This is a genomic window from Haloarcula sediminis, from assembly GCF_035656455.1.
Taxonomy (GTDB): Archaea; Halobacteriota; Halobacteria; order Halobacteriales; family Haloarculaceae; genus Haloarcula; species Haloarcula sediminis.
Genome location: NZ_JAYMGA010000006.1, coordinates 277,655 through 297,204 on the forward strand (window position 1 = coordinate 277,655; position 19,550 = coordinate 297,204).

Annotated in this window: 13 protein-coding genes and 1 pseudogene; 6 read left to right on the plus strand and 8 right to left on the minus strand. The window is 65.3% G+C overall.

Features of this window, described 5'->3' with window-relative positions:
• Positions 1–192: 192 nt before the first annotated feature.
• From VJ162_RS12285 to VJ162_RS12295, 3 genes are all read left to right on the plus strand, one after another.
• Positions 193–540: a HalOD1 output domain-containing protein gene (locus VJ162_RS12285; RefSeq protein ID WP_324664643.1), complete on the plus strand. Its 348-nt coding sequence runs from the start codon at positions 193–195 to the stop codon at positions 538–540.
• Positions 541–815: 275 nt separating this feature from the next.
• A complete protein-coding gene (locus tag VJ162_RS12290) occupies positions 816–1,634 on the plus strand; it encodes a hypothetical protein (RefSeq protein WP_324664646.1) in 819 nt (272 codons plus the stop codon).
• A 240-nt stretch (positions 1,635–1,874) separates the two neighbouring features.
• A complete protein-coding gene (locus VJ162_RS12295) occupies positions 1,875–2,222 on the plus strand; it encodes a hypothetical protein (protein WP_324664649.1) in 348 nt (115 codons plus the stop codon).
• A 215-nt stretch (positions 2,223–2,437) separates the two neighbouring features.
• Here the strand turns inward: VJ162_RS12295 and VJ162_RS12300 are convergent, their stop codons facing one another.
• From VJ162_RS12300 to VJ162_RS12315, 5 genes and pseudogenes are all read right to left on the minus strand, one after another.
• The gene (locus tag VJ162_RS12300) at positions 2,438–3,181 is read right to left on the minus strand and encodes a GNAT family N-acetyltransferase (RefSeq protein WP_324664652.1); all 744 of its coding nucleotides are present in this window, start codon (positions 3,179–3,181) and stop codon (positions 2,438–2,440) included.
• A gap of 777 nt (positions 3,182–3,958) precedes the next feature.
• Positions 3,959–5,146 (minus strand): orc1/cdc6 family replication initiation protein, encoded by a 1,188-nt coding sequence (locus tag VJ162_RS12305; protein WP_324664655.1) that lies wholly within the window; start codon positions 5,144–5,146, stop codon positions 3,959–3,961.
• Between the two features lie 1,125 nt (positions 5,147–6,271).
• Positions 6,272–7,759: an arginine/ornithine antiporter ArcD gene (arcD, locus tag VJ162_RS12310; RefSeq protein WP_324664658.1), complete on the minus strand. Its 1,488-nt coding sequence runs from the start codon at positions 7,757–7,759 to the stop codon at positions 6,272–6,274.
• Positions 7,760–7,965: 206 nt separating this feature from the next.
• Positions 7,966–8,298 (minus strand): annotated as a pseudogene (locus tag VJ162_RS18505) (hypothetical protein); the annotation flags it as partial.
• Between the two features lie 166 nt (positions 8,299–8,464).
• Positions 8,465–8,842, minus strand: coding sequence for a hypothetical protein (locus VJ162_RS12315; RefSeq protein ID WP_324664661.1), 378 nt, complete (start codon positions 8,840–8,842; stop codon positions 8,465–8,467).
• Positions 8,843–9,045: 203 nt separating this feature from the next.
• On the opposite strand from VJ162_RS12315, the gene VJ162_RS12320 reads away from it, so the two are divergent.
• Positions 9,046–9,390: a DUF7510 family protein gene (locus tag VJ162_RS12320; RefSeq protein ID WP_324664662.1), complete on the plus strand. Its 345-nt coding sequence runs from the start codon at positions 9,046–9,048 to the stop codon at positions 9,388–9,390.
• Positions 9,391–9,442: 52 nt separating this feature from the next.
• Here VJ162_RS12320 and VJ162_RS12325 read toward each other — a convergent pair whose 3' ends face one another.
• Positions 9,443–10,492 (minus strand): glycosyltransferase family 4 protein, encoded by a 1,050-nt coding sequence (locus VJ162_RS12325; protein WP_324664663.1) that lies wholly within the window; start codon positions 10,490–10,492, stop codon positions 9,443–9,445.
• Between the two features lie 249 nt (positions 10,493–10,741).
• Here VJ162_RS12325 and VJ162_RS12330 point away from each other — a divergent pair, with 249 nt between their 5' ends.
• Both VJ162_RS12330 and malQ read left to right on the plus strand, forming a co-directional pair.
• Complete coding sequence (locus tag VJ162_RS12330; RefSeq protein ID WP_324664665.1) at positions 10,742–11,113, plus strand: DUF4112 domain-containing protein; 372 nt, start codon at positions 10,742–10,744, stop codon at positions 11,111–11,113.
• An 81-nt stretch (positions 11,114–11,194) separates the two neighbouring features.
• Entirely contained in the window at positions 11,195–12,685 is a 1,491-nt protein-coding gene (gene malQ, locus VJ162_RS12335; protein WP_324664667.1) for a 4-alpha-glucanotransferase, read from the plus strand.
• Between the two features lie 220 nt (positions 12,686–12,905).
• Here malQ and VJ162_RS12340 read toward each other — a convergent pair whose 3' ends face one another.
• Complete coding sequence (locus tag VJ162_RS12340; protein WP_324664669.1) at positions 12,906–17,441, minus strand: glycoside hydrolase family 15 protein; 4,536 nt, start codon at positions 17,439–17,441, stop codon at positions 12,906–12,908.
• Positions 17,442–17,551: 110 nt separating this feature from the next.
• Positions 17,552–19,549 carry an alpha-amylase MalA gene (gene malA, locus VJ162_RS12345; protein ID WP_324664672.1) on the minus strand — a complete coding sequence of 666 codons (1,998 nt, stop codon included), beginning with the start codon at positions 19,547–19,549 and terminating at the stop codon, positions 17,552–17,554.
• Position 19,550 lies beyond the last annotated feature (1 nt).

A 19,550-nucleotide genomic window follows, 5' to 3' on the forward strand; every position in this document is an offset into this window, starting at 1 on the left:
GGGGCAGGTCGTCGGACAGCACCGACTCTCCGTGACCGGTTCGAACCGGCATAGGCCCGTGTTACCCGCCACGCGCCGGCCCCGGACCGCGAGTAGTCCGGCTGTCGTCCCACGTTTCTCTGCGACCAAGAGCGGTCCCAGCGGGGAGAAGGCTTTTATTACCCGACAGGCAACGGGTGTCTGTCACACGCAATGTATCGCAACGAGACACACGCGAACCCATCTCCCCGGCAGTATCAGGGTCAAAACTCCGGGGCGTACTTCTTCAGACACGATTTCGACGGGCCTGCGGAACTGACGACCACGCTCGCACACGCGCTGTCGGATGTCAGCGGCGTCGACGTCACGGACGCGGGTTTCACGCTGTACGACTACATCGACCCCGACGCGCTCGACCGGCTGTTCGAGCCCGACGGCAACGGGGCCCGGCGTGTCAACGGAGCTCTCACGCTGACGGTCTGGGACCACCAGGTAACAGTCTACAGTGACGGACAGATAGCCATCGTCCCGCCACAGCAGACGGCCCAACCGATGCGGTGAGAGGGGCGCAAGCGGCTGTTTCCGTCGGGATAGCGCCACGGCCAGGGTCGACGTGACGGATACACCACCCAAGCGGCGGTCGCGGAGGGCCCACCGTGAGAGGGAGTACCACTTACTCCCTGAACGGTGTCGCCGGTTTATTACTGCCACCCCCATCCGAGTTGACGCACACGAGCGAGGTGTAGCGCGTCGCCGAGTACCGACCAACGGTCCGGTAACGCGCCCGCAGGCGCGGCCCGACCTGTGTGCACTGGGCGCGGCGACGACCCCTCCCCATGACCATGAGCCAACCCGATATGCAACAGACGAACCAGCTGATGAGCAACGCCATTCAACTGCAGCAGACGGCCCTCGACATCGGGCAGGAGGCGATGGACCAGGCCGTCGAGATACCGCTGAAACAGTCCATCGAGTTCCAGCGAAGCGCCGGGAAGCTGTTTCTCAACGGGCTGGAGATGAGCAGCTGGCTCGGAAACCGCGGCACCGAGCTGACCCGGGAAGGGCTGGACACCTACTTCCGGACAGTCGACAGCGCCGCCGAGAACGCCGTCCAGATGACAGAACAGGGGATAGAGCAGGCGACACAGATGACGGAACAGGGACTCCAGCAGGCAGGCGAAGCCGGTCAACAGCAACTCAAGGCCCAGCAAGAGCAGTTCCAGCCCGGAGACGCCTTCGGCGGCCAGCAGCGTGCGGGTAGCGGGCAGCCGAGGCCGGACCAGTTCCCGAACGGGCAGGGGGCTCAGACGCCACACCAGTCGACCGGTCAGCGACCCCAGCCGTCGCTGGCCCAACAGCCACCAGCCGGCCCACAGACTCAGCAGCCACCGGCCCACCAGCAGCCACAGGCCCCACCGGCACAACAGCCCCCGACCCAGCAGCCTGCAGCCGGCCCGCAGTCCCAGCAGCCGTCAGCCAGCCCACAGTCCCAGCAGCCTCCGATCCAGCAGCCGTCAGCCAGCCCGCAGATCCAGCAGCCGCCCCACGGGGGTGGGATGTCACAACCGCCGGCCCAGTCCCGGCAGCCGGTCCAAGAGCAGACCAAGCCACGGCAGTCGGCCCCCGAGCAGCCCCAGCAATCCCCACAAGAGTAGGCTCAACAGCCGTTCCGGGAACCGCCCCAGCAGTCGGCCCCGGAACAGGTCCAGCGTTTCGGTCGCCAGCTAGCGGCGGCCGGCGGCGTTCCCGAGGAAGAGTCGGGTAGCACAGAGGCCCCCGTCGACGACAACTGAAGTCGGTCCCAGCCGCCGTTTTCGGGAGTAATCCGGCGGTACCGGGGCTAGCTCGGTCGTACTTATTTGCCGGCCAGTCGAACTGCCTGACGGTGTTTCCCAGTGCAAATCATCTGTAAGGACGGAACCACGATACAGTGTACCGACTTCGAGGCCATCGACTCCGGCGTCCTGTTCTTCCAGGCGGAGATGGGCAACCCGGATGAGGCCGAAGCGGAACCGGCGGAAGACGAGGGCGAGCGAAAGGCCGACGGCTTCGTGCCCATCACCGAGTTGCACTTCGTGTTGCCCGACGAGATGGTTCAGCAGGCCCCCCAGCCGACCGGTGTCCCCGAACAGGGTCGCGCCGGCGGGACGGGGCAGGGAGTGCCGACACAGCAAGGTGGCGGCCACGCACAGCAACAGCAGATGCAGCAGTTCTCCCGCGGACCCGGCCAGTCCGGTCGCTAGACGAGCAGTTCGGTCACCAGACCCGACTGATAACGGCCCGCGTCCATCGGGCCGATTTTCACAGTGATACTGCTGTTACGGAGGGCAAAGGGCGGAGCCACGGCTGGCGGGCTCGGACGCCCGTTCGGGACGAGGACGGCCCCCGCGTCGACCTGACTGCGGCGCTCTACTGAGACGCGGGTCGTACCTACCCTGTGTCAGTCTGTCCGGGAGCGTCAGAGGTAGCTGTCGTCCCACTCGTCGGCCAGGTGAGCGTTGCCACAGTCCCCACACTCCAGTCGGTCGAGGCCGTCGGCGGTCACCTGAGTGCTCCCACACTGCGAGCAGAAGTAGCCGTACGGCGACTCCCGGGCCCCGGAGACGAAGGTGCGAAAGAACGGCGCCTCGCGGCCGGGAATCGGCGCCTCGCGGTCGAGCGGACGGTCCGCGTCGTCGGCGCGGACCGCCTCGGGGACCGGGACGGCCGGCTCGTTGGGTTCCTCGGCCCGTTCGCCCTCGGCGTAGACCGTCACTCCGAACTCGTGTCCGCCGATTTCGAGCGAATCGCGGGCCTGCTGGGTGAGGCCGAACTGCTCGCAGAACCCCCCGCCCTCGACGGCGTCGTCGAGGACCTCCCAGGCGAGGGGGCGGTCGCCGTGCTCCTCGCGGAGACGCTCGATAAGCGCCGTCGCGATGCCCTGTCCCCGGGCCTCCGGGTCGACGTGGAGCCAGCGGATGCGCCCGGCCGCCGTGCCATCGAGGAACCCGGACAGGACAGTCTCGCCGTCGAACTCCGTCTCGGCCGCGAGGAACCAACCGTCCGAGTGCGAGAGTCGGTCGGAAAGGGCCGCCTCCGAGAACGCCTCCTCGACGATCGTCTCGATCTCTTCGGGACTGAGCGCGAACGAGGAGTTGAACGAACTCTCCGCGATGCGCGCGATGCGGTCGCCGTCAGCGGGTGTCGCCTCCCGGATATCCATGGCAGTGGTTGGCGCTCCGCCGGCAAAAGTAGCCGTCCAAAACTCCCCACCTCGCTGGTCGCGCTCGCGGTAGCACCGTCGTGGCGACGGGCGCCACAGGCGTATGAGACGTATCCCCTCGGGGACAGCACCTGTTGCAACGCGCCAAGCAACTGTTTTGCCGGTTTCGACCGGCGAGCGTGGGTGGCGCCTCGTTGTCTGCTGGCGGTACACCCGGCCAGCGCGGTTGCCCAACGGTGCGCGCAGGTCGTCGGGTAGCTACCGCGCTACTGGCCGAAACCGCCTTTCGACGGGGCAGAGAAAGCGAACCGTCAGGTGTCGCGCTAACAACGGAACCAGTGGGGTTCGCCATCTCGGCTCGGCTAACAGCGGAACCAGTGGTGTCGCGAGGGCGACGCTAACAGCGGAACCAGTGGGGGTATCCACCCGCTGTAACGGTGGAAGTATGGGTAGCAACCCCATAACGGTCCAGCGATGGACCGAGCGGGAACCGCACAGACCGTGCTAACAGCGGAACCGGTGGGGTGAACTCTGTGGGGAGCAGTAACAGCGGAAGCGGCGGGGTAGTCCAGTCGGATGGACGGGGTTACCGGCATCGGTCCCGCGAAAGGGAACGCTACTTCGTTCCTATCCAGCGGCGCCCTCCAGTCACTCTCCAGCGCCCTCCGGTCGCTCTCTCAGCGTCCTCCGGTCTCTGTCCGGGTCGAATCGGGATATCCGAGGCCAACAACGGTGAAACTGGGGCGTGCAGGACCGCTAACAGCGGAACCAGTGGGGTCAGGGGGTGGCGTCGAGGATCTCCGACAGTCCCGTCTTCACCGAGGACACGGACTGTTCCAGCTCGTGTTCCTTGTACTTCCCGCCGCCTTTGCCGCGGTTGAACTCCGTCGATGAGATGATACCCAGCTGATCCAGTTCGCCCAGGTAGTCGCGCACGGACCGAAGCGAGACCGGGTCCATCCCGTTCTCGTTTGCCACCTGCTGGTAGGCCGCCAGGATGTCCTTCGTTCGGGCCGGGGTCTCGTCGCGTTCGGCGAGCAACGTCAACGCGTACAGGACGAGTTGCCCGTGGTCGGAGTAGTTCCTGATGCCCTCGACCACCTGGTCCGTCTGGAGACGCTGTCGGGCCTCGCGAACGTGGGCCTCGGTGACGAGGTCGTCGTTGTACTCCCGTGCGAGGTCGCCCGCTTCGAGCAGCAGGTCTAGAGCCTGCCGAGCGTCCCCCGAGTCCTTGGCGCCGTAGGCGGCACACATCTGGACGACGCCGTCGTCGAGGACGCCCTCCTTGAACGCGACCGAATCGCGCTGCCGGAGGACGAGCTGTAGCTCCTGTGCGTCGTACGCCGAGAAGGAGACCTCCTTCTCACAGAGGCTGGACCGGACCTTCGAGGAGAGCTGGTTCCGGAAGTCGAGGTCGTTGGAGATGCCGATGACGCCGAGTTTCGCCTCGGTCACGTCGCCGTTCGAGCGTGCCCGCGGGAGTTTATACAGGAGCGAGTCGTCCTGGATGTGATCGACCTCGTCCAGAACGATGAGAACCGTGCCGCCGACCTCGTTGAGCTCCTCGAAGAGGAACTGATAGACCGAGGCCTGCGGGTATCCGGTGTTCGAAATCTGCTTTGCGGGGTCGCGGAGTTCGTTGACGAGCGCAACGGCGGCCTGGTAGCTCGAGTTGAGCCCGTCGCAGTTTATCTCGATAGTGTGGAGGTCGAGTTCCGGGACGTCAGCCGCGTCGCGTTTGAGCGCGTTGAGGAGATACCGGGTCGCGGCCGTCTTTCCGACGCCGCTTTTGCCATAGAGGAAAATGTTGGACGGGCTCTCGTTGTTGATGACCGGCTGTAACGCGGCGTGGTACCGCTGGAGCTCGTTGTCGCGGCCGACGAGCTCTTCGGGCGTCCACTCCTCCAGCAACGCCTCACGCTTCTCGAATATCGACGATGTCGGCGTAAACGAGAGATCACTCATTCGGGTCGGTGTGTGCGTGGAAGGGACTTAACCTTTACTTCCGCTGGTTCCGTTGCTTCCGCTGTTCGTCATTCTTTATATACTATCGACTCCACCGCTTCCGCTGTTATCGTGAGGCCGCTCGAATCAACGCGGTGAGTCGGTAGACACCCACCCCACTGGTTCCGCTGTTAGCGAGAAGATGAGGGGAGTGTAAGTCGCGAGGCGGAGCTGTAGTGGTGACAGTGGACGCTGTGACACTGTGGAGACGCCATGCTAGTTTGAAGACCGTGTAGAGGTGCTGTAGCGGACACTGTAGCGTTGAGTAACTTTCTAGATCTAGTAAATAACGTTAAGTCATTCGCGTGTAAAAGATATCCGTATACCGTTCTTCACAGAATGACAAACCACCCCCTCCCATGGGGGTGGTGCCGTCCTTCTCTTCGCTAACAGCGGAACCAGTGGGGTGGGTGTGTCCCCTCACTGCTCATGCTATCCACTGCCCTCCACCCGCCACGGTTACGAGTCCATTCAGCCCTTTTCTATCGGTCTTGACATCCTGTCTCTGGCGCGAGTATCCAGTAGCTACGGGCGGCTGGCCTCTCGCTGGAGGAACAGCTCGTCGTGGCTTTCCACAGCCGGCAGGCCACCCCCGAGGTAGGGACGACCCCCATTCTGCGAGTGTCCTTCCGGGAACGTGCCGGACTGACCCGGCACGAACCGTTGGCGTGGAACTGTTGGTGAACGTCGGTATGAAGATTGTTCCCAAATGCGTGAAAAATTGTGTTCCACGAGGTGTAGCAGGGGTGGCCGATGTAATCCAACCCTCTCTTACAGAGTACTTGCTGGATGCGTCACGGCCACTTACCCCACTGCTCGGAGCTCTCGATATACTGCAGTATCCGTGTGTGATGACGACGGTACAGAGGCGAACGCGGACGTGCATGGAGCTGAGAGCATTCGACAGAGGTCTCTCCGAGTCTCGCCCATGATGGGAAAATAGGAGTAATGGCTGGCTGGCACAGCCATCGACGGTCTTGTTCGACAGGGTGGGTCTGCACCTCAAGAATCGGTTCCGTCCTAACCCATAATAGTCCAACGTGGGAATCCCACGTGTTCAGTCGTATGGAGGATGTCACCTAGCGATCAGTCATCAACGTCAGTCTGTGAGGATGACCGAGCCGAAACCGTGCCGCGCTCAGTCCCGGCGTTGGCATCGGAATCGTCCTGATAGAACATCTGCCAGCCCGTGACGCCCATGAAAATCAGCACGAGCGGCGAAAGGATGCCGAAGAAATAGTAGGGGGCATACGACACCACCGGCACCCCGAATACGGATGCCATATACACGCCGCCGGAGCTCCACGGGACCAGGGCCGAAGTTGTCGTTCCGGAGGCCTCGACGGCCCGCGAGAGGTTCCGGCTCTGTAGGTCGTACTCGTCGTAGAGATTACGCAGTGTCATGCCTGGCACGACGATAGCGACGTACTGTTCGGCGGCGAGAACATTCATGAGAAACGTGGTAACCGCAGTCCCGGCCGTGAGGCTCGCCACGCTACTGACCGCCTCACCGATGTAGTGGGCGAGCGCTGCGAGGACGCCGGTGGTTTCGAGGACCCCGCCGAGTACGAGGGCTGCAATCACGATGGTGATGACCCAGATCGACCCCGAGAGGCCGCTGCTGGCCAGCAGTTCGTTGGTGAGTTTGACGCCCGTCTCGGGCCCAGTCCCGTTGTGGACGTGCGCCCACGCGGTTGCGAAGCTGGTGCCCTGTACGATCGTACTGACCCCGACGCCGGCGAAAACCCCGGCCGACAGCGACGGCAGAGCAGGATACCTGTACAACGCCAGCGCAAAGGTAATCACCAACGGCAGCAACGTGATTGGCGTAATGCTGTAGGTACTGGCAAGGGCCGTCTGCATTTCGGCCACCTGTCCGGCCGGAATCGACCCAGTAGCACGGAAGCCAAGGACAACGAAGAGTAGCAGGGAAATGCCAAACGAAACCAATGTCCCCACACGCATCGCCCGCACGTGGTCAATCAGCTCGGTGTTAGTCACGGCAGCAGCGAGATTCGTGGTATCGGACAGCGGTGAGTTCTTGTCGCCGGTGTATGCACCAGAGAGGACAGCACCGGCTGTCATCGGTGCTGGGATGCCCAGTCCGGTGCCGATGCCAACCATGGCGACACCCAGCGTCCCCGCCGTCGTCCACGAGGACCCGACTGCAAACGCCACGACCGCCGCGAGGACCGCAGCGAACGGGAGAAAGACGGTCGGCGTGAGAAATTCGAGCCCGTAGTACATGATCGTCGGGATAGTGCCGGCACTGACCCAGGCGGCAATGAGCATATAGATGATAAAGAGGATGAAGATAGCCTGCAACCCCATGAGAATGCTCTGACTGATCCCCTCGTAGATGTCCTGCCAGGTATATCCGAAGTGATATCGACCCAGTAGGCCTGCGAAGGTGATTCCCCAGAAGAGTGGGATCTGAGGGTCGAGATCAAGCATCACTATCCCGACCGCCAGGAAGAAAATCGTCCCGACAACTGGGATTAGCGCCTCGCCCAGAGAGAGCCGGCGATCCGGATCGATATCCTCGTAGAGTTGGGGTTCACTATTTATCGACATACGGGCTCTCCTGACCGCCGCCAGCGATGGTCCCGACGACGACCCCGACTAGGCGGTGTGGACACGGTCTGTAGCTGACAGCAGGCTAGCTGACAAGCCATATCAGTCCGGTGATAGCGAACATCCTTAAATAAGGCTTGTCTTCCGCCGAGAGTCTGCTACCAGTACACAGATAGTGACGGATAACTGATGCGACCCCGCATGTCGGGACCACCCGCGCGCAGGTTGGCGTTGATAAACCACCGCGTCGTCTGCTGCTTGCGAGCGCCCCGGGGCTTCCATCATGGTCTCGTGGGACAGCGCGGGTGGCCGTTATGGACGCGGATGTCGTGGGTGTTCACCGCGTCCCGCGGCCGGGAATCGAGGCGCCACGAGTGCGATGCCCACCTCATCAGGAACAGACCACCGTAGCTCGCCACGTCCGGGAGGTCGTTTCCGAGATCCGGCCGGATACCGCTCTGTGCGTGCGCCTCGGGGAACGTCCCGAACTGGCCGGGCACGAAGATGCCGCGACTCGCGTTCCCCTGGCGGTGGACATCGTGCCGAGGGGGTCGAAGACTACACAGCCGTCATCGCGCTCGTAGACATACTTGTTTCTGAATTTATCTGAAGAAACAAACTGCATTTGAACCAATTGTTAGACTCCCCCCTGACGTACCGCTCCGACGGGCCGCCTATCTCCCTGGTTGTTACGCACCGGTTCGCTCACAGCACGCGAAGGAGGACAATAGAGAGACTCACGAACACGCCGATGCCGACGAAGACGTAGATTCGGTCCGCGTCGGCCTCGAGGCCTCGTGACAGCTCGTGGACGATAATGCCCAACGAGAGAAAGAACAACACCACGACCGACACCATCAGGAAGCGGTAGGCGAGCACGATCTGGAAACCGAGAAAGCCACCGAGAAAGAGAAGCATCGCGGCTATCATCGCCGTCAGCAGCCCCAGTATCCCCATCCCACCGACGAACACCCGATATCGCCGGTCGTCTTCGTTTGTTACAGAGTTGATAGCGAAGTTCGTAATCAGTACGATAATCGGAAACACGACGGCTGCTATCTGTATCTGTGTCGTATCAATCATTGAACTGAAGCCACCACGGTGCCGTCTGAACTTGCTCGCGTCTGCGGGATATCCTTAGTCGTTTCAGATGTACCGCGGCCGCTCGTCACGTACGTCCCACCCGCTTGTCCCACCTCGGCCACACCCCCGACTGGACGCATGGGCTACCCGGACGAGCGGGGGGTTGGCGAAGGACTAAGTAAATGACCCTCGTTTCTCGCCCCATGAGCGAGAGTTCGGGGAACGATGGCACATCGGTTGACTCGGTCAGTTTCGACATGGACATCGGCAACGGCCGGACCGAGATACGGGTCACGGGCGACCGTGACACGGCGGTCGTCGTCCGTTCCGAGTCGGGGGAGAAGATATACCTCCCGCCGGAGGACTTCGACCGGGAGGCCGAACCTGGCGGCGCGTACGACAGCCCCTACGAACCGCGCAGCGGCGCCCAGGAGAGCCCATACTCGACCCATCCCGACGCCTCGTCGGTCACCGGGATGGAGCCGACGGCCGGCGGTTACTTCATCGTCCACCCGGAACCGATAACCGACATCCGCTTTCTCCGGTAGCTGTCCTCATCGACGGATTCGAGGGCTGAGTCGGAGTGCAGTCCCGCCCGGACTACTCCAGTATCTCGCGGTAGAACTCGACGTGTTCGTCGGCCACGTCTTCCCAGGTCCGCTCCTCGTACTCGATGGGCGTATCGAGTGAGAGCGCGTGCTCGATGCCGTCGGCGATGGAGTCCGAATCGGGTTCGACCTCGATGACACAGTCTTCGGGGAGCAGCTCCGCGGCGCCGCTCTCGCAGGCGACGACGCGGGTGCCGACCGACAGCGACTCGACGATGGTGATACCGAACGGTTCGGCCAGCGACGGCGAGACGAACAGGTCGGCGCTGGCGTAGTAGTCCCCGAGCTCCTCCTGTGCGAGGAAGCCGGCGAAGATGACCTGGTCGTCGATGTCGAGCAGTTCGGCGAACCGCTTGAGCTGGTCGGTCAGGTGGCCGGTCCCGCCGAGGACGAGCGTCAGGTCGTCCCGGCGGAGCTTCGAGAGCGCATAGAGGAGATACGACAGCCCCTTCTGGTCGGTGTGGCGGCCCACGAAAAAGAGCATCTGCCCGTCGATGCCGTGCTCGGCTTTCATATCCTTCCCGGTCGGTTCGACCGAGGAAAAGCCGTTGTAGATGACCCGGGAGTCGGCGTCGTACTGTTCGTTGATTCGCCGACGGGTGAACTCGCTGACGGCGACGAGGTGGTCCGACCGGTTCGCGACGCGCTGTTCGGTCTGGACCTCCCGTTCGGGCGGGTTGACGTTCCGGTCGACAGACAGCGAGTGAAACGAGGTGACCCACTCGACGTCGGTCGTCGAGGCGGCGCGTGTCCCGGGGTTGTAGCCGAACCAGTCGTTCGTGTGGATGATATCGAAGTCGGCGGCGATATCGGCGAAATCCCCCGCGAGCCGGCCGATACGCGTGATGATGTCCCCCTGGCCGGTCGGGACGCCGTGGATTCCCGGCCTGTCCTCGGGGGCGTACTCGTCCGGCAACACCAGCTCGAACTGTATGTCGTCGCGCGGTTCGAGTTGCTCGTACAGTTCCCCGACGACCGTGTCGAGTCCGCCTGTGATATTCGGTGGGAACCCCCAGCCGAGCATCAAAACTTTCGGTGGCATGTCAGTAACCTGTATTCGTAAATCACGGCAATGCGGTAAATACGTTTGTGGTGACCGGGGGGCAGTGAGCAGGCTGTCGCCGTCGTCTCGCGCCGACGACAGTTATCTTGCGCAAGGAGCCGGGGGACTCGCTCGATACAGAAGCTACCCAGCAAACCGATTTCGTGTGTAGTCGCTCGCGTGTCAACCAACGAATAGCTCTTTCCCGTCCGAGCGCCTACAGTGTGCATGGAGCGGAACCTATCAGCCATGGACAGTCCTCCGGGCCCCGACTCGCAGTTGACAGCGGCCGAAGCGGCCACGCTGGACCGGGTCCACACAGTCACCCGGTTGCTCGACGACGCGATACGGGTCCCGGGGACCGACTTCCGTATCGGTATCGACCCGATTCTGAGCGTCCTGCCGGTCGCGGGTGACGCGGCCGGCGCGGTCCTCTCGCTGTATCCGATAGCGGAGGCCTATCGCCTCGGGATGTCAAAGCGAACCCTCGCTGCCATGCTGGGATTGGTGGCTATCGACGCCGTCATCGGCTCCGTTCCGGTCCTCGGGACGGTGTTCGACGCCCTCTGGAAGGCCAACCAGTGGAACTACCGGCTCCTCGAACGCCACCTCGAGGGGTAGTGCCGGACCGCGGGCCGCTTGGCGCCGACTCGGCCCCTGGCCAGACAAAGCTTGAAATAGCTGTGCTCGGAAGCCGACTGTATGCGTTTCGAACGACAAAGCGGCGTATTTCTCCATCTCACATCGCTCCCCGGCCCCCACGGCGTCGGCGACCTCGGCGCCGGAGCCCGGGAGTTCATCGACTTCCTCGCGGCGGCCGACCAGTCGCTGTGGCAGTTCTGTCCGCTGGGGCCGACCTCGGGCGCCCACGGCAACTCCCCGTATCAGGCGTACTCGGCCTTCGCCGGGAACCCGATACTGGTCGACCTCCGGGACCTCGCCGACCGGGGCTATCTCGACGACGCCGACCTCGACCCGCCGGCGGAGTCTTCCCCCCACGAGGTCCGCTATGACCCCGTTATCGAGTTCAAAGAGTCGAAACTCCGGTCGGCCTACGAGCGCTTCGACGCCGACCCGAACCCCGACGACAGGGACGCGTTCGAGGCGTTCTGTGAGGCCCAGGCGGACTGGCTCGACGACTACGCGCTGTTTATCTCGCTGAAAGCCGAGTTCGACGGCCGCCTCTGGACCGAGTGGCCCCAGGAGATCGTCACCCGCGACCCCGACGCCCTCGACGACCGCCGGGAGCAACTCGCCGACGAGATACGGTACCACAAGTTCGTCCAGTGGGTGTTCGACGAGCAGTGGCAGGACATGGCCGACTACGCCGCCGAAAAGGGTGTCAAGCTGGTCGGTGACCTCCCCATCTACGTCGCGCTCGACTCGGCGGACGTCTGGTCGGCCCCCGATGTCTTCCGGCTGGACGAGAACAACCAGCCCACCGAGGTGGCCGGCGTCCCGCCCAACCCCGGCGACGACGGCCAGCGCTGGGGGAACCCCGTCTACGACTGGGACACCTGCAGGGACAACGACTTCGCGTGGTGGCGCCGGCGGTTCGACCGCCTGTTCGACCAGGTCGACATCGCCCGCATCGACCACTTCAAGGGGTTCGACGAGTTCTGGGCTATCCCCGCCGAGGCCGACAGCCCCGCGGCCGGGCAGTGGCGCGAGGGGCCGGGCCGGGAGTTCTTCGACCGGATGCGAGACCACCTCGGGGAGCTGCCCTTCCTCGTCGAGGACCTGGGCTTTCTCGACGAGCGTATCGCGTCCCTGCGTGACCACTATGACTTCCCCGGGATGCGCGTCCCCCAGTACGCCGACTGGTGCGAGCAGGGCCACATGTACCAGCCGATGCACTACCCGGAGCAGTCGGTAGGCTACACGAGCACACACGACACTGACACCATCGTCGGCTACTGGCGCGAACTGGGCGACCGCCAGCGGGACTGTCTCAAACACAACCTCGGGACCGACGGCGAAGGCATCGAGTGGGACATGATAGAGGCCGTCTGGAACTCAAACGCCGTCATCGCGATGACGACGATGCAGGACCTCCTTGGCCTCGACAGCGACGCCCGCTTCAACACCCCGGGCACGGCCACCGGCAACTGGCGCTGGCGGGTCACCGCGGAGGGGTTCGACGACGACATCGCCACCGAGCTAATGCTGGTGACCGACCGCACGATACGCTGACTGCCCAGTTCTTGCGTTTTCGCGTCGGTTCGAAACCGCCGTAGCCGGCTGACCCTGAAGGGTTTAACCAACGATTCCCCCTCGACCCGGAAAATGTTGGTTAATCTCTCGTCGCTCTACTGTCGCTCTTCCCACTCTATGTCTGGCTCGTATACGCTGTTGTACTGCTAAAACGCGGCACCAACGTGTACGAGGACCGGACCGACGGCGCCCTCGTCGACTACAGGCTCATCCGCCAGACCGTCGTGCCGGCCGACTCCAGGTCGGCCTTGTCGGCGGCGGCGACGATGATCTGGTTCTCGCCGGGCTCGACGGCCAGCGCCTCCTCGAACTTGCCGTCGTCGACGTCGAGGATGACGCTCTCGACGGGCGTCTTGATGACGACTTTCACCCCCGTCGTCTCACCGGAGACGACGAGGTCGTTGCCGCGGAACTGCGTGTCCACGCGCAGGGCCGGGCTGCGGTCCGGTTCGTTGAGGGCCTGTTCCCGATACCGCTCGTGGACGAACTCGGGGGTCTCGACTGGCGTCCCCGCACTGACGCTGTGGGCCAGCCGGATGTACTGGGCCATCGCCCAGGCCAGCGGGGTCGCCCCGCCGGTGCCCTGGCCGAACTCCCAGTTGTAGTCGGTCTCGTGTTCGCGGTCCCACACCTGCTCGGGGAGCATCCGCCCGGAGTTGGCGAACTGCTCCATCGCCCGGAGCGCGGTCTCGGGCTCGATGGTCGGGTCGTCGAGTTGCAGCTCGTACTCGCCCCGTTCCCCGGTCAGCAGGGGCCACAGCCGACCCTTGCCCTTGTGCTCGACGGACCACGGCGCGCCGGGGTCGTCCCGGCCCCGCTCGCCGTAGCCGTCGCCGTTGTAGCGATAGAAGCCCGGGGCGTCCTCGACGTCGACTCGGATGGTGTCGTCGACCTCGTCGACGCTGTTTACCATCGTCTCGTCGTCGGCCGGCTTGATGCCCAGCCGGACGAGATCGAGGAAGCCGCCGTCGATGATGTTGCGCTCGTCCAGCGTCGGCCCGTCGTTTGCCAGCGTCCGGAGGTGGCCGGCCTCGGGGTTCCCGTCCCGGGTCACCCGCACGTAGTAGGGCGTGTGCTGGTGTTGCTCGGTCCCGGTCTCGGTGGCGGTCCAGTCCTCGACGTTGTTGGCCCAGTGGTCGGCCAGCGCGAGCCAGACGAGCGCGTCGGCCTCCTCGCCTTCGGCCAGCGCGAGCTTGGCCGCACAGGCCAGCCCGGATATCTCCGCGGCGATGGACGAGGGCGAGAAGCCGGCCTCCTCCTCCCAGCGCTCCTGGGACGACTCGGGCCCGTTGCGGGCGACGTAGTCGGCCGACCGCCGAAGGTTCTCGTAGCCGTAGCTCACGTCCTCGAAGTCGACGCCGGCCTCGGCGAGGTGGTAGGCCATCACCTGCGGGAACGAGATGTTGTCCATCTGCTCGCCGCCCCACCGGGTCGTCCCGTTGACGTAGGTGTTCTGCGGGATGAAGCCGGCCTCGTCCTGCTGGAACTCGTAGATGTACTCCAGTTGCTGGGCCGCGATGTCGAGGGCGCCGACGGTGTCGAAGGCGGTAAAGACCTGATAGAGGTCCCGCGACCAGACGAAGTTGTAGCCGTAGTTCTTGGGCTCGCCGGCATAGACCGCCTCGCCCCACGGCACCGACGGCGACGCGATGGAGGCGCCGTGGTAGGTCTTGTCTTCGACCGCCATCAGCGTCATGATGGCACTGCGGTACTGGTTGGCCAGGTCCGGGTCGTCCCGGACCGAGTCGGGCAGTTCCTTGTCGGCGAGGTAGTCCGCCCAGCTCTGTGCGTAGGCCTCCGTGACGGTCTGGTGGCCGCGGTCTAGGGCCCCGTCGGCCTCACCGAGCGCGGCAGCGGTGTCGGCCCGGCGGGCGAAGCCAAGCGCGACGGTCTCTTCGGCCGTCGCGCCGGTGCCAAGCCGGCCTATGAGGACGACGTTCTCGCCGTCGACGGACTCGACCGGCTCGGGCAGCTCCCCTTTCGTGTAGAGGGCGTTCAGCCGCTCGCTGCCGGCGGCGCCGACCGTCGCCCAGTCGAACCGGCTCTGGGCCGCCATCGCCAGCGCGACCGAGAGGGCGTCGCCCTCCTCGTCGACCAGCAACTCGTTGTCCGTCTCGGCCGTGTAGGCCTCGGGGTTCCGGGCGACGAGGTGGAAGTTCTCCGCCTCGCCGTACCGGAGCCCGCGGTCGACGCTGTTCGTGCTCGTCAGCGAGACGTTCGCGGCCGAGAAGACGTCGTAGCTGTGGCCGTCGTCGGCGGTGAACGCCACGTTCGCGAGGATGGCGTCGTGTTCGGGGTCGGCCGCGTAGTCGACGGTCAGCTCCCAGGCGTGGCCCTGTCCGTCGCCGGTCTCCGTGAAAGTGTGCCGAAAGAGCAGGGCCTCGTCATCGACGGGTTCGACGCGGCGCTCGATGGTGTCGGTGTTGCGCCGGTCTTCCTTGTGGGTCCGGACCGCGTAGTCCGACTCGTCGTTACACCGGATGATGAAATCCAGCGTGCGGAGGTTCAGGAGGTCGACCTGCGGGAACCGCGCCTCGGTCAGTGCGCCCTCCGTGAGGGTGAACCAGACCCGCGAGGAGTCCGGCTCGTCGTGGTCGGCGACGGTCCCGACACCGAACTTCTCGCCGGTGGTCCAGGTCGGCATCTCGTCGGGCGCCTCGGTCGTTGAGGCGGTCGTCGGCAGGGCGTTGAGGTCATCGAGCAGCGCCGTGGCGTGGAGCCGGATGGCGTGGGACCACCCAAGCGGCGTCGCGCTGTCGAGCTCGCCCGAGTCGAAGGCCTGCTCGGCCAGATAGCCAGCGTCGGAGGCCAGCGGGCCGTCGTCGGCGATGAGCTCGTAGAGGTCGCTGCTGCGGTTGAGGTAGGCGTCGCCGTTCTCGCCGCGCTCGTTGAGCATGACGCCGACCTGGGCGGCCGAGACCGCCCCGATGCCGGTCGTGACGGACCATATCTTCTCGCCGTCCTGTTCCTGCATCCGCCAGCGGTCCCCCTCGTAGCGGACCAGCCCAGCGACCTGGCTGTGGGGCGGATTCCGGAACAGGGTATCCAGCGTCGTGCTGACGTGGTCGGCCAGTCGCGCTACCTGCTCGTCGGTCAGCTCGACGCCCTCGACGGCGTCGTACTCCCGGAAGGCGTCCGTGAGCTTCAGCGCCGCGGCGTCGATGCGGTGGTCGACCTCGTCGCCGGTCAGGCGCATCACGTACACCCCCATCTCCTCGTCCCAGAGCGCTTCGAGCCCGTCCATGACGCGCTCGGCGCCGTGGATACTCCGCTCGGTTATCTGGTTGGTCATGGGCGCCCGCGCGACCGCCGCGAAGGCCTCGATGTAGGCCGCGGCGGTGTGGGCGAACTGTCCGACCGAGTCCTCCCAGACGTTCTGACACTCCGAGGGGAGCCCGTTGTCGGCCACGTCGCGGGAGAGCGCGTCGACCGCCTCGACGATGGTGTCTCTGATCTGGACGGTCAGGGAGTCGTCGAGCCGACCGTGTCGGGTGCGAAGCAGCGTCGCCAGGAAGGCGGTGACGGTGGCGGTCTGGTCGCCCTGATACTCGGGGGACTCGTCGTTGTGTTCGACGTTCGCGTTCGCCCACCCCGGTGCGAGCGAGCCGTCGGTCGCCCACACGCGGTGGGGCCAGGTGCCGTCCGCGAGCTGGCGCTCACAGAGGAACTCCGCGCTCTCGGCGAGGAGGTCGTCGGTCTCGATGTCGAACCGGTCGCCGGCTTCCAGCAGGTGCCGCGAGACGGAGGCGTCGTCGCGGAACCAGACGTAGCCGTATCCCCCGGAGTTCTCGTAGAACGGGTCGAACTCGGGGGCGGCGATGCGCCCGCCAGACGGCGAGGAAAGCAGGTCCATCACCCGCAGGTCCGTCCGGACGCTCTCGGTCCGGGGCAGCGACTCCGGTACCTCGATCCGGGTCCGGTCGCGCGCGGACTCCCGGAGGTCCGAGGCCGTCGTGTGGGTCTCGGCACAGACGCTGACGTCGGCCATGGCCTGCTCGCGGTCAACCTCCGAGTGGTCGGAAAGCTGTGTGATGAGCGTCGTGCTGTTGGAGCGGCCGGTCCGTTCGAGGGGGGCCGTCACGAGGAAGTCGCCGGTCAGGCGGGTCTGGTCGCGCCGTTCCGTGCCGCGCCGGCGCGGGAAGTAGATGGCGTCGTCTTCGAGTATCTCGCCCAGGCGCTCGGGGCGCTGGCCGAGGACCTCGTCGAGCCCCGTCGAGGCGGTGACGTAGTCGTGTTCCTGGCGGTGGTACACTTCGAGCACGCGGGAGCCGTCCGGGCCGCCGTCCTCGTGGATGAGCGAGCCGACGCCGGTGTCTTTCCCCTCCGGCGCCATCGTCACGAACGCGACGAGTTTCGCGCCCTGCGGGACGGTCCCGCGGACCTCGACGTGGGTCGCGTGTGCGCGCCCGAGCGTCAGGTCGTACTGGTGGACCGTGAAGCTCCCCGCGTCGTACTCGGTCTCCACCAGACGGGTGTCGCGGTAGTAGTGTTGCCTGATGGTCTCTAGGTCGCTGAACCACCGTGTCTCGTCCCCGACCTGAATGCCGAGCTGAGAGCGGTCGATACCGTACAGACCGGACAGTGAATCGGAGTAGTCCCGCAACGCACCGTGTGTCCCGATATGCACCAGGCGATCCCCATGTCCCGAGAACGAGCCAGAGACGGTCTTGCTCTCCTCGGGGAAGCGCTCGCCACGAGCTTTCTTGTACTCGTTGAGCGCTGTCGTAAGTCGCATGGCTACCACAAGACAACGCTCTCAATAAATCCCTGTGGTTTCACGTAATGTTACAGACCGGGTGTATACCGCGGTGCAGCCCCAATTCCGATACCGACCACGCAGTGTCGCTACCGGACGAGGCTATCGGCGGGCAACACGACGGCGCTGTCGACCGTGACCGCGCCGCCGTCGGCGCCGACGTTCTCGTCGGCGATGATGTCGCGGTCGGCGGCTTCCTCGGGCACCGACACCGTCGCCGGCTCCTCGCCGAAGTTCAGGACGACGACCACCGCCTCGTCCGCCGTCGCTCGCGCGTAGGCAACCACGCGGTCGTCCCAGCCGTCTTCGACGGTGTAGTCGACTCGCCGTACCTCGCCGTCAGTCGACAGCGCGGCTGTCCCCTTTCGCACGTCCGCGAGCGAGCCGAAGTACTCGCGCAGCTCGTCGTCGGCGTGGTCCCACGCCAGCTCGTCGCGACGGCCCCGCTGGCCGAACTCCTGGCCGGCATAGATCATCGGCGCGCCCGGCAGGGTGAAGGTCGCGGCCGCGGCGGCCTCGGCGGCCTCCCTGCCGTAGTCGACGATGTAGCGGGTCTCGTCGTGGTTCTCGGCGTACACCATGAAGGAGGCGTGGTCGGGGAAGCCGGCCTCTTCGCGCTCGTCGATGGCGTCGAGCACCGTCTCGGCGTCCTCGCCGTTGCCGACCTGCCGCAGCGAGAAGTAAAGCGTCGAGTCGAAGTGCATGTCGAACAGGCCCGCCTGGAAGTCCGCGATGTAGGGGATGGTCTCATCGAGCAGGAGGAAGTCGTCGTCGGCCTCGTTGCAGTAGTCGTGTATCTCCCGCCAGAAGTTGTTCGGGACCGCCCACGCCATGTCACAGCGGAAGCCGTCGACCAGGGGCTGCCACTTCTCGACGGCGTCAAGCAGGTACCGGCGCACCGGCAGGTGATCGAAGTTGAAGTTCGCGATGTGCTCCCACTCGAAGTACGTCTCGGGCTCGGTGTCGCCGCGCCACTCGTACCAGTCGCGGTACTCGCTCGATTTGTCGTTGACCGCGGCCTGGAAGTGCGGGTGGGTCCGGGCGGAGTGGTTACAGACGAGGTCAAAGAGGACCTTGATGCCGCGGTCGTGGGCGGCGTCGATGAACCGCTCGTAGTCCTCGCGGGTCCCGAGGTCGTCGGCGATAGAGAGGAAGTCGACGATGTTGTAGCCGTGGGGGGCGTGGTCGTTTTGCAACACCGGCGTGAGCCAGATGGTGTCGACGCCCAGCGACTCGATGTAGTCCAGCCGGTCGACGATGGCGTCGAAGGCCTCGCCCTCGTCGCCGCCGAAGGTGCGGATGTATATCTCGTAGATGACCGACTCCTCGGCCCACTCCGGTGGGTGGTAGGGCTGGCTCGCCGTGACGGTCCCGCCGGTCTGGACGGCGGTGCCGCCGTCGGTCGCGAGTGGCTCCTCGTCGCGCTCGAACTCGGCGGCGTCGGCGACGCTGTAGCCGTCCTCGCCGACCGCGACCGCGTGGACGCGCAGCCGGTCGCCGACGGCCTCTATGGGCACCCGCAGTTCGCGCTCGCCAACGGTGACGGCGCCGGGGTCGACGTCGTCGCGGTCGTCCAGCAGGAACTCGACCGCCAGGTCGTCGGCCGTCTCCGTCGCGTTCGGGTGGGGCTGTGGGTCGGCCCTGACGACCGCGTCGTCGCCCTCGACCACCGGCGTGAGCGTCAGGCGGGGCCGGCCGCCCTCGCCCTTCTCGCGCGTGCCGAGTTCGCCGTAACTGCCCGAGCCGCTGACGCCGCCGCTTCGCCCGCCGCTGATGCCGCCGCTGACCTGCCCGCTCCGGCGGCCCGAGACGCCGGAGGACCCTGCGACCCCGGCCGGGGAGAGCTCGCTGGGGAACGCCCGGACGGTGAGCCGGTGGGGCCCATCCGGCGCGGTGAGCTCCGCGACGTAGGTGCCGGGGACGTCCGGCACCAGCTGCTCGACCGGGTCGTCGCCCACTGCTGTGTTTGAGTCCTCGGGGAGCTGTACGAGCTGCCACCTGTAGGATGCCGTCGGGTCGGGGTCCCGCGGTGCGAGCTCTATCTCGTCACCGGCGGCCACGAACCGTGGCGGCCCAGGATGATGCATA

Excerpts from the sequence above, each read along its gene's own strand:
- VJ162_RS12330 (WP_324664665.1), top strand. The coding sequence starts at position 10,742 with ATGGACAGTCCTCCGGGCCCCGACTCGCAGTTGACAGCGGCCGAAGCG.
- malQ (WP_324664667.1), top strand. The coding sequence starts at position 11,195 with ATGCGTTTCGAACGACAAAGCGGCGTATTTCTCCATCTCACATCGCTC.
- VJ162_RS12285 (WP_324664643.1), top strand. The coding sequence starts at position 193 with ATGTATCGCAACGAGACACACGCGAACCCATCTCCCCGGCAGTATCAG.
- arcD (WP_324664658.1), bottom strand. The coding sequence starts at position 7,759 with ATGTCGATAAATAGTGAACCCCAACTCTACGAGGATATCGATCCGGAT.
- VJ162_RS12300 (WP_324664652.1), bottom strand. The coding sequence starts at position 3,181 with ATGGATATCCGGGAGGCGACACCCGCTGACGGCGACCGCATCGCGCGC.
- VJ162_RS12320 (WP_324664662.1), top strand. The coding sequence starts at position 9,046 with ATGAGCGAGAGTTCGGGGAACGATGGCACATCGGTTGACTCGGTCAGT.
- malA (WP_324664672.1), bottom strand. The coding sequence starts at position 19,549 with ATGCATCATCCTGGGCCGCCACGGTTCGTGGCCGCCGGTGACGAGATA.
- VJ162_RS12325 (WP_324664663.1), bottom strand. The coding sequence starts at position 10,492 with ATGCCACCGAAAGTTTTGATGCTCGGCTGGGGGTTCCCACCGAATATC.
- VJ162_RS12315 (WP_324664661.1), bottom strand. The coding sequence starts at position 8,842 with ATGATTGATACGACACAGATACAGATAGCAGCCGTCGTGTTTCCGATT.
- VJ162_RS12305 (WP_324664655.1), bottom strand. The coding sequence starts at position 5,146 with ATGAGTGATCTCTCGTTTACGCCGACATCGTCGATATTCGAGAAGCGT.
- VJ162_RS12340 (WP_324664669.1), bottom strand. The coding sequence starts at position 17,441 with ATGCGACTTACGACAGCGCTCAACGAGTACAAGAAAGCTCGTGGCGAG.
- VJ162_RS12290 (WP_324664646.1), top strand. The coding sequence starts at position 816 with ATGACCATGAGCCAACCCGATATGCAACAGACGAACCAGCTGATGAGC.